Source organism: Cyanobium gracile UHCC 0139 (assembly GCF_034931325.1).
GTDB lineage: Bacteria > Cyanobacteriota > Cyanobacteriia > PCC-6307 > Cyanobiaceae > Cyanobium > Cyanobium gracile_B.
Window position 1 is genome coordinate 1 of the sequence record NZ_JAYGHX010000008.1, and the last position, 12,818, is coordinate 12,818.

Genomic DNA, 12,818 nt, shown 5'->3' on the forward strand with positions numbered 1-12,818 from the left:
GCCGATCGAGCGGCTTGCTGCAGTAAGGGGAAGGAAGTGAGAGTGGTCGGTTGCCGCCATAGTGGGAGGCGAATGGTGCAAGTTCCCAGTGTTGGCTTCCCCGGCGATGCGTGATCGAACGGTTGCAGGGGTGATTGCTGCGCTGGCAATGTCGGCCTGTTGCCTTGGCCTCCCCCCCCTTGCCACGAAGGCCCACGCCGCGGATCTCGCCACGGACGTGCAGCGCACCGCCCAGCAGCTGCGCCAGAGTTGGAGTGCCGATCCCGCCACTGCCTCCCTGCCTTTTCCAGGCATCGAACTGCTCCCGCCTGGTGTCGGACTCCAGACGGCCTGCGGCGGCACGGCCCAGGTGGAGGTCCCTGGTCGTGTCAGCGTCTGGTGCCAGGGAAGCAATCGTGTGGTTCTGGATCCCTCCCTGCTGGCCTTGCGGGTCAAGCCCCACGGCGACTGGGCCTTGGCCTACTGGATCGGCATGGGGCTTGCCGAAAGCGTCCTCAGCCGCCAGAACGGTGCTGTGGCCCTGTCTCCCGCCGCTGCCAATCTCCAGGCCAACTGTGTGGCGGGTGTGCTGATCGGGGCCGTTCCGGGGAGGAAGCCCCCGAGTCAGGAGCAGAAACCGCTCGGCCCCGCGCTGGTGGCCTATGGAGCCTCCCAGACGGCGCGCATGGGCACCCGACCCCAGCGGGCCTATGCGTTGCTTACCGGCTTCGGTGCCACGGGAGCCTCCTGCTCGGATAGCGACATGGCGGCGCTGGCCAACGGGACCGTTCCCGATCCCGCCACCCTGGCCCAGCTGGAGCAGCTCAGGGATGAGCGTGCCAGCAGCAGCCTGATGGCCGTGATCGGCAGCCGTTGCCGGCCCCGCGCCAACGCCCCGTGCCCCCGCAGGATCGGTGGCCTCAAAGCAGCCTCCCCAGGCATTCCGAAGCCCTCCAACCGTTCAAGATGACCTGATGCCGGGCCGTTCACAGGGATCCGATCCTGACAAATTGAACAGCGAAAGATCGTCGGGAGGACTACCCAGAGCAGGGACCAGCGGAAGATTCTTGCGGCTGCGACGCTGGATGCGTTCAGAGCAGACCCACGATTGGATTCGCTCTGGCGGCATTGTTGTGGCCTCCGTCTGGGGGATCTATACATTTTTGTGGCAGAGCGTCCTGGTTCCGTCCTGGGCCCCTGCCCACATCAATCTCGGTATCTCCTTAACGCCGGGCGAAGGTCATCGCAAGACCGACGGCAGTAGGGAGATGACCTTGAAACTCACGGCAACCAACTCCAGCAGCCGCAAGATCTATCTGCTGACAAATGCCTGGCAGCTGTTCGGAGTTGATCGAAGGCAAGGCCTACAGGATGCTTTTCTAGAAGATGCCAACGGCGTCCTGATTGGAAAGGCCCTTCTTCAATCGGAGAAGTATATCGTTGGCAGTGAATTCTCAACGCTCGCTGCTGGACGGATGTTCGATGACGATATCATCCATCCAGGCGAAACGATCGAGCGATCATTCCTTGTTCGCATTCCTGATGCCTACATGGCCGCAGAAGTAAGCTTGGTCGTGCCGGTGCTGACCCGCCCTCCCGATCGCCATCTGCTTGGTGGTAAACGCATGATGTGGCAGTTAAACAGTAACGAAGACCTTGTCCCGATCCTTTGTTCAACGGTCCAAGGGGCCAGCAAGACCGTTGTTGAATCAGAAGTTCAATGTGATGATCCAGATGTAATCACCTCTATTGAGCTGGATCGGCGATTGCGCGACTTCGACCCTTTAATGAGGGTTTTCTCCGATACTGATCAGATCAACCTTCCGGCCAAGTAAGGATCATCCTGTCGGCATGGCTGTGGCCTTGACAAGCTCTGCATTGATTCTTCATCGGCAGGCTTTGCGATTGGGGTTCATGGCTGCTTGACTTATCCCCTGCCTCTGAACCCATTCTGAGCTGGCTTTTCGCTGGAATTGATTTCCTTCTTTATCTCAGTGACATCGTTGAAGAGAATACACAAATTCTCGAGTAGCCATTTGTGCTCGCAATGGCCGCTGTGGTGGTGCCCTCACCCGGCAGCCATTGCTCCTGCAGAACTGGTCCCTCGGCACCCAGGCCACCAAAGCCACCCATCTGAGGGGAAGCGCTGCTGAGCTCTCGGGCATCAGCGCCTACACCGGGTCCACCACGGCCTTCTTTGGCGCGCATCTTCGCGTTCTCGGCTCCATGCCCGGCTTCGACGGCTGCGTGGCGGTGAGCCGGCGGCGGCGCTGGGGGTGAGGGGTCGGGGAGCACATCCTCAACGGCCTGCCGAAGGCGAGAATCCCGGCTATGCGAGGGGTTCCATGACGACGGACCTGCGGCCCGACCCGTCCGAGGGTGGTTCCCGACCCGATGAACGCCTCCTGCGTCGGGGCACCGGCCTCGCTGGAGCGCTGACCATCGGCCTGGGGTCGATCCTGGGGACCGGCGTGTTCGTCAGCCTGGCCCTGGCGGCCCAACCCGCCGGCGAGGCCCTCCCCCTGGCCATCCTGTTCGCGGCCCTGCTGGCGGGAGCCAACGGGCTCTCGGCCGCCCAGCTGGCGGCGTTGATGCCGGTGAGCGGCGGCAGCTACGAATACGGCCGCCGCCTGCTCTCGCCCATGGCCGGCTTCACCGCCGGCTGGCTGTTTCTCTGCGCCAAGACGGCGTCGGCCGCCGCCGCCGCCATCGGCCTGGCCGCCTATCTGGGGACCCTGCTGGGGGTGGATCCCCTCGCCGTGCGCTGGTGGCCGCCGCTGGCGGTGGGGCTGATCACCGCGGCCGCCCTGGCGGGACTGCGGCGCAGCCAGGCGCTCAACAGCCTGCTGGTGGGGAGCACCCTGCTGAGCCTCGTTCTGTTCGTGGCGGGGGCGGCCACCTTGCCTGCTCTGCCAGACGCCGCCATCGCCTCGGCCGCCGCACCAGCGGGCATCGCCCAGGCCACGGCGCTGGTGTTCGTCGCGTTCACGGGCTACGGCCGCATCGCGACGATGGGGGAGGAGGTGCTGCGGCCCGAGCGCACCATTCCCCGTGCTGTGCTGCTCACCCTGACGGTGGCCCTGCTGCTCTATCTGGCGGTGGCCTGGTCGGCCCTGCGCCTGGCCGGTCCGGTGGGGCTGGCCAGCAGCGTGGCGGCGGCCGGAGCCGCCTCGGCCGCCGGGCCGACACCGCCCCTGGCCCGGCTGCTGCTGGAGGCGGGCTGGCCCTGGGGCAGCTGGATCGTGGCGCTGGGGGCCAGCCTCGCCCTGGCAGGGGTGCTGCTCAACCTGATCCTGGGGCTCTCAAGGGTGTGGCTGGCGATGGGCCGACGCGGCGACATGCCGACAGGCCTGGCGGCCCTCGACGCGGCCGGCACCAGTCCCAGGACGGCTGTGCTGCTGAGCGGGGCCCTTGCTGCCCTGCTCAGCCTCAGCGGCCGGCTGGAGCTGACCTGGGGCTTCAGCGCCTTCACGGTGCTCGGCTATTACGCCATCACCAACCTCTGCGTCCTGCGGCTCGAGCCGCAGCAGCGACGCTTTCCGGTCGTTCTCGCCTGGCTGGGGCTGATCAGCTGCCTGCTGCTGGCCTTCCAGGTGCCGGCGGAGGCCTGGCGCAGCGGGCTGGCGGTGCTGGGCCTGGGTCTGCTCTGGCGCTGGGGTTACCACGGGTTCCGCCGTGGTCCAACCCCCTGAGGCCATGGCCCCTGCCAGGGGCTCCCCCGTCTTGCCGTGCTGTCACCGCAGGGGTTGTTGCCGGAACGTCGACTAGGGTGAGTCCATCGGGGCGTGGCGCAGCTTGGTAGCGCGGGTGCTTTGGGAGCACGAAATGAGCCAAGCGGATCCCTGTCACAGCAAGCCTTCCTGGCGATGGCATCGAATGTTGAGAGCTGCTGAGAGCTGACCTGATGGTCTGTCAGATGCAGCCATCCCTGGGCCGCATCCCACAAATAGCTATGGCTCATCGACAGGTGCCTGTCAGGCCCAAGTGGCAAGGCCACTCTGGGATGGATCCGATCCAGTCGTTGTGGCGATGACCACTGAGGGCTGTAGGGCGCCGTGGCCAGGGGCATCGCATCCATCAATGCCAGGGGTGCGGGGTTTTCATGGAGCGGACTCCCCGAGGCCGTTTGCCCGAAGGACGCGACCGAAGGTGGAGCCCACTGATGAAGCCTTCTTGCCGTCAATGGGCCGGCGGAAGCGTTCTCGGGGGTGTGACGTCCTTACGTTGGAACTGGAGCCTTAATCATCGTTCGCCGCATCCATTTCTCGACCCTGATCCATCCCTGTGCCTGACCATGAACAGCACCTACAACGAGCCCATCCGCCTTGACGATTGGATCGACCGGGTCGGCATCGGCGGTACCGCCGCACAGGAGCTGATGGAATGGCTCGGCATCGTTCCCGTTGCCGTCCAGCTTCCTGGCTCAGCTGATGTCGCTCACGTTCTGACGCCTGATCAGCGAGAGTCCTTGGATCGAGCCTTGGTGGAGGCCGTCAGCCAGCAGCCGCCTACCGAGGCCCAGCCCGTCGCCCCTCTCGATGGACTCACCGTCGCACGGTTTCTGATGGAGAGTTCCCGCGACGGCCTCCCTCTTCGCCATGAACTGCTGGCGGGCCTGCTGGGCGTCGACCCCGCCAATTCGGAGGCGATCCATACCGAGGCCCTGGCGTATGGCTTCCGGTTGCGGCGCCTTGGTCAGCGCGCCGGTAGGGCCAGTGACCCGGACCGCCCGACCGATCGTCGCCCATGGCTGGCAGTGATGCTACGGCCCTGAGCCGCGCACAGCCAAAGAAGGTCACCTCTGGAGGAGTCGGTCAGAAATAACGGCAAAGGTTGTAGTCATGGGCAGCCCTCTTGGGCCTGCATTCTCTGGGGATAGTCACCGCAAAACTCGTCACCAATGAGAAGGGCGCCCCGTATCGAGCGCCCTTGGGCCGGTTGCAGGGTCTGGGCTCGCGCTGCCCTGGTCGTGGCCTCTGATTCATTAATAGATCTGCCAGCCGTGGTTGTCAGTACGGCAAGCCGAAAGAGGCGTTGGGGCCTCAACTTCAAGAGAGCCAGATCACCACTGAGGGCTGCAGGGCCTCCAGCCCGCCTTGCGCTTCTCAGCCCAGAGCTTGAGGGCCTCAGCCCGGCTCAGTTCCCGGCGTGATTTCAGCAATGGGATCTCCTGATCCGGAAGCAGCTCTCCGGTAGTGATCTCCAGCCGTTGCACCTGGCGCTCCCAGCGGGTCGGGCGAAAGCGCAGGACCTGGCGGCCGTCGCTCAGCCATCCCTCCTGCGGGCTCAGGGGGACAGGCGGTGCTGGCCGGCTCATACCCTTCGGAGCCTGGCCTCGATCAACCGGCAACACTCTTCCACGTCGCTCGCACTCTCCACCCCCTTGCCGAGCGAGCAGAAGAAGTCCCGCCACACAGGCGGCACCGCCAGCAGGATCAGCGGTCTGCCCGCATTGATCGCATGGGCGGCTTCCGAGGCCGTGCCAGGGCCGCCGCCTCCGCAGATCACCACCACATCGGCGCTGAGCACGTTGATCACGTTGCGGGCCTTGCCCATGCCGGTGAATACGGCCAAATCCAGCACCGCCGTGCTCTGCCTCTCCTCTCCGTTCCCTTCATCGGGCAACACCCCCACCACCAGGTGACCTTCCACCCGGGCCGCGCCACGGCTGGCCGCCGCCATCACCCCCGCCGGGCGGCCACCGGTGAGCAGCACCCATCCCCTGGAGCTGATGCACTCCCCCAATTCCTCGGCCAGGGCCAAACCCTCAGCGGTGGCAGCTTCTCCGGCCCCCATCACCCCCACCACCGCGCGCCGTTTGCTCATGCCACTTCAGGTGCCCAGCCACGCTGTCGCGTCGTGTCTTCGGTCGAACCATGGCTGTGCCACGACAATCTGGTTGCGGGCCCGTCAACCTGATTGACACGGGACAGCCGTCTTTGAGAAGGGGCGCACGGATCTATGCGCGACATGCTCCTAGACCATAGACATATCACCAACAATGGCAATTCAGCTATGCCCTCGAAGAAGCAGATGCGAATAGCTGCAAGCTTGTGTTACTTTCTGCAGCGCGTCTGCGCCATATCTGCATCACATGCAAACAAATTGCCCATAGAATCGAACTGCAGATAATGATTTATCTGCCCCAAGCCATAGAGGTGGCTTCACGACATGCCAGAAAACGATCTTCAACTCTCGGACATTGTCCAAGTGGTTAATTTGAAAGAAGAGTCATTTGTCATTGCCAAGTTAAGTCAACAGGTACCTGACGGCACGACGATCAAGAAAATCGAAGTCGTCATCGACGGGCCAGGAGGGGGGAGTTGCGGGGTTCAGTTTAATTAGTTCTAAAAACCGCTTGAGCTGCCTAAGCGCAGCAACTTGGTGGCGCCTGCCATGACCATCATGGAGCGCCACCATTTATTAATAAAGCCTTGATCAAAAGAGGCATATTCCAATAATCGCATACTCAAGTGTAGATGCAGACAAAAGCAAAACAAATAAGTAGAGGTTATATCGCTCCTGGATAATGTCACAGGACTGCTGACTGGCAAATTGCAATTAGAGGCTTTCAAATGCTGCAACGTTCTCAGTTCAACTACTTTGTCAAACGTGAAGATGGAATATTAGGCTACAATGCGCGAACCGGTATTTTTGCATTACTTTCGGATCATATTGCAGGAACCCTACAGAGCAGTGACCCGATTAAAAGCGTCAAGAGTGAGAAAGAACTTACAAACATGGGATTTCTTCATAATGGAGACGAGATTGACCAGATTATTTCCATATTTGAGGATGAAAGACACCAAGCAAGTCGTGTCAGCTTGACAATACTGCCAACCCTTGCCTGTAACTTTTCATGTGACTACTGCTTTCAAGGAGACCATAGTCATGGCCAGTTTATGTCTCCTAACACGCAGGAAGCATCCCTTCGCTATGTTCGGAGTCTGCTCGAAGAAGAAGGCCGAAGTACGTTTGATTGTACATGGTTCGGAGGCGAGCCTCTGCTAGCAAAAGAAACTGTTATTAATATGTCTCGTCAACTAAATGCATTAGCTGAAAATCTTGGACTCCCGTGCCCAGACATGAAGATAATCACTAATGGGACGTTACTCACCCCTAGCACTTCCAAAGATCTTTCAGAAGTAGGTGTTAGCTTTGCGCAGATCTCATTCGACTCACTGGTTTTCAAGGGTAAACACAAACGAGGTGTGATGGATGTCAATGGAGATCCTTCGATAATCTTAAAAAATATCATAGACGCAAACAAGTACCTAACCATACGTGTACGCATCAACGTCTCAACTGAAAACTTAAGTGAGGTGCCTGAGATAATCAGCTATCTCGGCAAATATGGTATCGAGAATATCTACGCAGAGAGAGTATTTGCGCATGAAAATGAGTTTGCCTCGAACGATGACTCAGGCTGTACAGTCGGGTCCTGCGGAGACTGCAGATCTGAAGATGTTTCGAGAATCAAAGAGTCTTCAAGTCTAAGTCGCGCAGATTACGCAAGTTTTGAAAAAGAACACTTTCTTGAAAACATCTCAGACAATCCAGTGAAGTTCAAGGATTTAGTAAAGAAACTTGTACCAAAGAAACATTTTTGTGGTGCTACACTGGGTAACATGCATGTAATCGACCCAGCAGGCTTCATAAGCCGGTGCTGGCATAGTGCTGGTTCACCAGCAGAAGCGATGGCAAATGTGCATAAGCTACATTTGTCAGATAATGCTTCCGATATTGCACGCCGTTGGCGAGAGTTCACGCCTTTCGCCTATCCAGCTTGTCATGATTGCAAAGTGTTGCCATTATGCATGGGAGGATGCTCTCATCCGAGAGTATTTATGAACGCTGCTGAACCACCCTGCGACTCTATCAAGCATCATATCCAGTTCTGTGTTGATCAAGTTGGTAGTGCCATTGATCTTCGATTGCAGAATTCGGCAAATACATCAGAAAAAGCCACAGGCGCCAAATAACAATGAGCATAAAAGACGAGAAAGTACAGCCAATTCAATTCTTTCATCAAGAGAAGTTTAATTATTGCGGCCCCACTTGTGGGCAGATGTACATTTCATTTTTTGGACCCGTCAGTGTTGACCAGAGCACTGCATTTCAGAAGATACGCGAGCTAAACACCGAAACGAACCCAGAGGCATTCTATTCAAGTCCTGAAGGCCTTTGCGGTTTTTTAAGTACCGTTACTCCAAACCAACCGTTGATTGCCTACTCATCGGTTACATTGGATGAACATTTGAAGAACATCTATCATGCCCTTCATGTGGATGGCATTCCCTGCGTCTGCCTAGTCAACAGTGGTGCTCATTGGACAGTAATTGATGGCATTAGGTTTAACCAAGTAGCGGGAGAACCTATAGAGGTTACGGCAATTCACTATCTTGATCCATCAGACAAGAACCCCAGCGAAGGGTATAAGTTCATGGCTGCACTTAGTCAGCAATACTTTATGCCAAATACGTATGGCCTAAAATGGAAGGATAAGTTAGTAGCTTTATCTAAGCCGCAAATACCTAATTTGTTCCAGCCATTAAATGTAAACTCTAAGATTTTATCCATCCCGGGAGGTGGTGCTGGAAGTATAGTTGACTCCGCCCTTGCAAACCTAGATGTTTATGGATTCTCTGGGGCCACTAGAATTGCAGGTGGTGGCGCACCCGTAGTAGATCCTATTCTAGTTACCGGCATAGATGGCGCCCCCAGCTATACTATCGTTCCTCTTGACGGATCATTAACAAATGAGTTTCGAGACCTCGTATATGTAGCAATTGAATATGAGACGAATAATCTTCTCGAAATCGCCAGTTTTACTAACGTTTTGCAAATTTATAATGACCAAGAAGCAGAACTAGTATTGAAGGAGAAATATCCAGGACAACTTCTTGACATTATCCCCGGATGCTTTTGGAAGCCTTGCTTTGAACTAAGAAGTTTTTTCAGCGTTGCACGCCGATTCAGGTTGGAAGGTAGAGAGATGTATCTGCTACCGGGCGGCGTTACTGCAGATTCATTCTCCATTTCTACTGTAGGGGGAGCATAAGTGAATGAAGAACCATGCCAGTTTTTAACATATGAATTCAATTAATACAGCCATAGACATGATGACCAAGTTGGGTTTCAACGGAATTAAGGCTATCGACACTTCCATTAGACCGTCCATCCCCAATCATATCTTAACTCCAATTTTGGTTACGGGCTTAAATGGCGCATCCAACTTTTCTGTATATCCACTTGATGCTACATCAGCGCCTGAATTCAATGACTTGATATATGTATCAATTGAGGACGAAACCAGCAATATGCTTGAAGCCGCGTGTATATCGAAGGCTCCTCAAATATACGACGACCTTGCAATGACAATCGTCCTGAGGGACAAGTTTCCGGGACAGTCTTTCGTAATTAAGCCTGGGTACTTTTGGGAGCCTTGCCATGAACTAAGAAGTTATCTGAGCGTCGTACGGCGATTCACGCTAGAAGATAAAGAGAGATTTTTGCTTCCTAATGGCATGGTGGTCAATCAATTGTCTAAGTCGAACATAGGAGGCGCGTAAGCAGTGCATGTCGGAATGTGAAAGCGTTGATCCACTGGATGCCTGCGGCGCCTACCAAAAGTCACCAGAGTTATTCAGCATTCTGCCCGAAGTGAGGAGAAGACCTCTATGCCTCTATTTAGAAAGACTATGGGAACCTCCGTATCATTGGAGCATTAAAGATTGCTAATTAGAAAGAGCAGGGTTAAATATTAATTCTGGCCAATGTTCTGCCATATCGCACGCTCCATACACTGCATCCTCTCCGCTAGGTGTGTAGTCCCACCAGGTTGTTCAGCTGACGATTGTGTGTGAGGTCTCCAGGGTCGGGGTGTCACCGCCCGTCCCAAGACCTCACCACCCATGCATAGCCACCCACTTGCCCGTCTGACGCCGATCAGTCGGGAACGCCTCCTCCGTCGGCATCTTGATGAGGGTGTACCGCTCAAGGCATTTGCTGCGAAAGCGGGCATCAGTCTGCGCACGGCCACAAGTGGCTGGCGCTTGGCGGTGGCGGTCTTGCGGTACCTGGGCAGCACTGCTGATAACGGAAGTTGGTCGCCCTCGGGGATGGGGCAGCTCCACCTATCGACGAATGCGCTCGGCAACCCCACTGAGCTGGACCACCCGGACACCCCGGACGAGGCTCTGCCCCCCTCTCCTGATTGTCTGCTCCACAAGAGGGGGGATATCTCTCATTTATCTGATAATGGTGTGTCCGGCCTGTCCGGCCTGTCCGGCCTGTCCGGCCTGTCCGGCCTGTCCGGCCAGTCCGGAGTGAGCTGGGGACTGGGGAGAGGGTGATGCTGCTGCTCTGTCCGGACCCTGGTGACTCCCAGTCCGCCCTGTCCGGGTCAGCCGGCGATCAACGTCCCCGGCTGCTGGGTCAACGGGATTGAGTGCTCGGGGGGGATCTGAGTCACGGGCGCTGCGACCAGGTGGCCAATGAAGGCGTGGGTTCAACGTCAGTGGTTAACCACCTTCGCGTGTCCCCCGAGGACGATACGGTGTTGACTCAACTGCCTGCTTCTTCCCCTGACTCACCTGGATCGCGTTCACCGCGCGGTCGGCGGCGATCTCCTGGAGGGGAAGGACGACGCTGCTGCAAGCAATTGAGGTAACGGTGCTACGGCCTCGGGGTGAGTCCGGCACCATTGGTTAACCACTGAGGTCGGTTCAGTCCCTTCCAGATCCCCCACTCAGCACCCCCCTCCACTCCCCCGAGCACGTCTAAGGCGTACCGAGGGTGACCATCGCCATCCCTCAAACCCTCCAGCTCAACCCCGAGCGCTCGGTCCAGCCAAGTGATGCCAGGCTCTGCATGGCAAGGCACTGAGGCGTGTCACACCCCGTTGCTCTTCGTTCTCGGGGGGATGAGGCCGAATCCCCGACCAGCCGGCTGCCACTTGCTCACGCCATGACCGCCCCGGGAACGCTGGAGAGGCCCTCCGGCCTCAGCGGATGACCGGAGCTCATTCGGGCCATAGGTAACGCGTTGTATAGCCTGGGGAAACTAATGCGGTCGCCATGAAAAGACTCTCGTTATTCCTGGCTGCTTTGAGCTTGACGTTGATGCCAATTTCAGCCCTTGCGGTGCCTTCCGTGGGGACGTTCAAATTCGAGGACACAGGAATCATGGGCTGCAGTGGTGCTGCCTCCCGTCGTGGCAGCAAAGGCTGGGAAGGACCGTTGTATGCCGCTTGGGACTACAACGGCACGATGGTGCTGAAGCTGAACGGCCAGATGCGCTCGATCGCCTTCACACGCTCCGATCCGGCCAAGGGTGCGCCGGCTAGCACTCCGAGCGTCTACAGCGGCAGGGAGGGCAACTATCAGGTGGACTTGACTTTCACCAGCAAGCGAACTGGCTATGAAACCTTCGGAGGGAATGGGGCTCTCCGGATTTATTCCGGTCAGCCAGGCGATTCGGTGAGCATCCCGGTCTATGTGGCACAGGGTTGCTGATGGCACCGCTCCGAAACAGGAAACAAAAGCGCCGAGATCGATATGCCTCGGAGAATGCATTGCCGAGCGGTACTTCTTTCGTGCTCGGGGCAGTGAGCCGAAGGCGATGGGTGATCTATGAAGGCCTGGGCAGGGGTGGGGCCGGCGTAAGTGGTTAACCACCGATGCTGGTCCTCCCGAGGCCGTTACACAGCTGCCTCAATGGCATGCGACTATTTCCTCTACGCGGAAGCTCACTGCCGCACTCCAGCAGCTGCTTCTTCCACTGGCCCACCTGGATCAGGCGCTCCACATGGCCGGCGGCGATCTCCTGGAGCGTCTTGCGGCCACTGATCGCCTCCATAGCGTCCCTGGCATTGAACTCGGTGCACCGGGTGCGGCGTTTCCTCATGGGTGGGCGCACCTTCTCAGGGGTGGTGCCGAGACTCAGAGGTTAACGATGGCGGCTGTCCAGAAAACCCAGACCACCTCACACCTCACTTCAGAATCACAAGGTCAGAGCGCTCCCAATCCCGCTTTCAGTCCTTCGGTGACGGCGGCAAGAAAGGGCAGATCGAGGGTGTCGATGGTGTCGCTCATCTGGTGGTAGTGCGGGTTACGCATGAATGACGTGTCGGTCACCATCACCGCGTCGTAGCCCGCATCCCAGAAGGGGCTGTGGTCGCTCAGTCGCACATCGGGAATCGAGCGGCCGGCATCCGGCACCGGCAGCAGCTTGGTGATCACATGCTGTCCCATCCGGTGCGCCAGGCCGGGGAGCATCGCTGAGGCGCCAAGGTTGCCCACCACGGCGATGAAATCGCCCCGATCGCCGTAAAGCGCCCGCATCGCCGGATGGGGGTAGTTCTGGGTTTCACTGGTGTACGCGAGCATCTCCAGACTCACCATCAGCTTGAGCTTCTGGCCGCTGGCCTTGAGCTCCCGGGCCAGGGCGCTGCTCCCGAGCATGCCCCATTCCTCCTGATCAAAGGCCACGATCCACACCGGTCGCTTGGGCGGGTGGGACGTCCAATGCACTGCCAGCTCGATCAGGGCCGCCAGCCCGGAGGCGTTGTCGTCGGCACCGATCGAATGCAGCGGGCCGTCGTAGTGGGCCGCTACCAGCAGGGGATCGAGCTGCGGCTGCTGGCCGGGGAGCTTGAGGATCAGGTTCGTGCCCGCATCGATCCCCTCACAAAAGCGGTGCTCTTCCACGGGACCCAAGGCACCAAGCTGTTCGCCCAGATAGGCACGCACCGCCATCAGGCCGATGGGATCCCAGCGGGCGTGGCGTGGCCGGGCCAGGTGCTGCAGATGCTCCAGCAGCTGGGTGTGGTCGGGAGC

12 protein-coding genes are annotated in these 12,818 nt (G+C 58.3%); 8 read left to right on the forward strand and 4 right to left on the reverse strand.

The genetic code is table 11. The features are described 5' to 3' along the window. Positions 1-217 precede the first annotated feature (217 nt). The 5 genes from VB738_RS12580 to VB738_RS12600 all read left to right on the forward strand — a co-directional run bounded on the left by VB738_RS12580 (position 218) and on the right by VB738_RS12600 (position 4,753). Positions 218-949, forward strand: coding sequence for a hypothetical protein (locus VB738_RS12580; protein ID WP_323306061.1), 732 nt, complete (start codon positions 218-220; stop codon positions 947-949). Positions 950-1,046: 97 nt separating this feature from the next. Next, positions 1,047-1,814 (forward strand): hypothetical protein, encoded by a 768-nt coding sequence (locus tag VB738_RS12585; protein WP_323306062.1) that lies wholly within the window; start codon positions 1,047-1,049, stop codon positions 1,812-1,814. A gap of 247 nt (positions 1,815-2,061) precedes the next feature. Further along, positions 2,062-2,259 (forward strand): hypothetical protein, encoded by a 198-nt coding sequence (locus VB738_RS12590; RefSeq protein WP_323306063.1) that lies wholly within the window; start codon positions 2,062-2,064, stop codon positions 2,257-2,259. 65 nt (positions 2,260-2,324) lie between these two features. Then, positions 2,325-3,671 carry an APC family permease gene (locus tag VB738_RS12595; protein ID WP_323306064.1) on the forward strand — a complete coding sequence of 449 codons (1,347 nt, stop codon included), beginning with the start codon at positions 2,325-2,327 and terminating at the stop codon, positions 3,669-3,671. Positions 3,672-4,273: 602 nt separating this feature from the next. After that, a complete protein-coding gene (locus tag VB738_RS12600; RefSeq protein ID WP_323306065.1) occupies positions 4,274-4,753 on the forward strand; it encodes a hypothetical protein in 480 nt (159 codons plus the stop codon). Positions 4,754-5,041: 288 nt separating this feature from the next. Here VB738_RS12600 and VB738_RS12605 read toward each other — a convergent pair whose 3' ends face one another. Next, on the reverse strand, positions 5,042-5,296 hold the full coding sequence (locus VB738_RS12605) for a DUF1651 domain-containing protein (protein ID WP_323306066.1): 255 nt from the start codon (positions 5,294-5,296) through the stop codon (positions 5,042-5,044). Then, positions 5,293-5,805, reverse strand: a complete 513-nt coding sequence (locus tag VB738_RS12610) for a hypothetical protein (protein ID WP_323306067.1) — start codon at positions 5,803-5,805, stop codon at positions 5,293-5,295. The genes VB738_RS12605 and VB738_RS12610 overlap by 4 nt, the downstream gene beginning before the upstream one ends. Before the next feature lie 749 nt (positions 5,806-6,554). Between VB738_RS12610 and VB738_RS12615 the strand changes: the two genes are divergently transcribed. From VB738_RS12615 to VB738_RS12625, 3 genes are all read left to right on the forward strand, one after another. Further along, positions 6,555-7,961, forward strand: coding sequence for a radical SAM/SPASM domain-containing protein (locus VB738_RS12615; RefSeq protein ID WP_323306068.1), 1,407 nt, complete (start codon positions 6,555-6,557; stop codon positions 7,959-7,961). Positions 7,962-7,963: 2 nt separating this feature from the next. Further along, positions 7,964-9,040: a papain-like cysteine protease family protein gene (locus VB738_RS12620; protein WP_323306069.1), complete on the forward strand. Its 1,077-nt coding sequence runs from the start codon at positions 7,964-7,966 to the stop codon at positions 9,038-9,040. 2,017 nt (positions 9,041-11,057) lie between these two features. Next, complete coding sequence (locus tag VB738_RS12625; protein WP_323306070.1) at positions 11,058-11,495, forward strand: hypothetical protein; 438 nt, start codon at positions 11,058-11,060, stop codon at positions 11,493-11,495. A gap of 154 nt (positions 11,496-11,649) precedes the next feature. Here VB738_RS12625 and VB738_RS12630 read toward each other — a convergent pair whose 3' ends face one another. Further along, entirely contained in the window at positions 11,650-11,886 is a 237-nt protein-coding gene (locus tag VB738_RS12630) for a hypothetical protein (protein ID WP_323306071.1), read from the reverse strand. Positions 11,887-11,990: 104 nt separating this feature from the next. After that, complete coding sequence (locus VB738_RS12635; protein ID WP_323306072.1) at positions 11,991-12,737, reverse strand: M20/M25/M40 family metallo-hydrolase; 747 nt, start codon at positions 12,735-12,737, stop codon at positions 11,991-11,993. Positions 12,738-12,818: the final 81 nt, after the last annotated feature.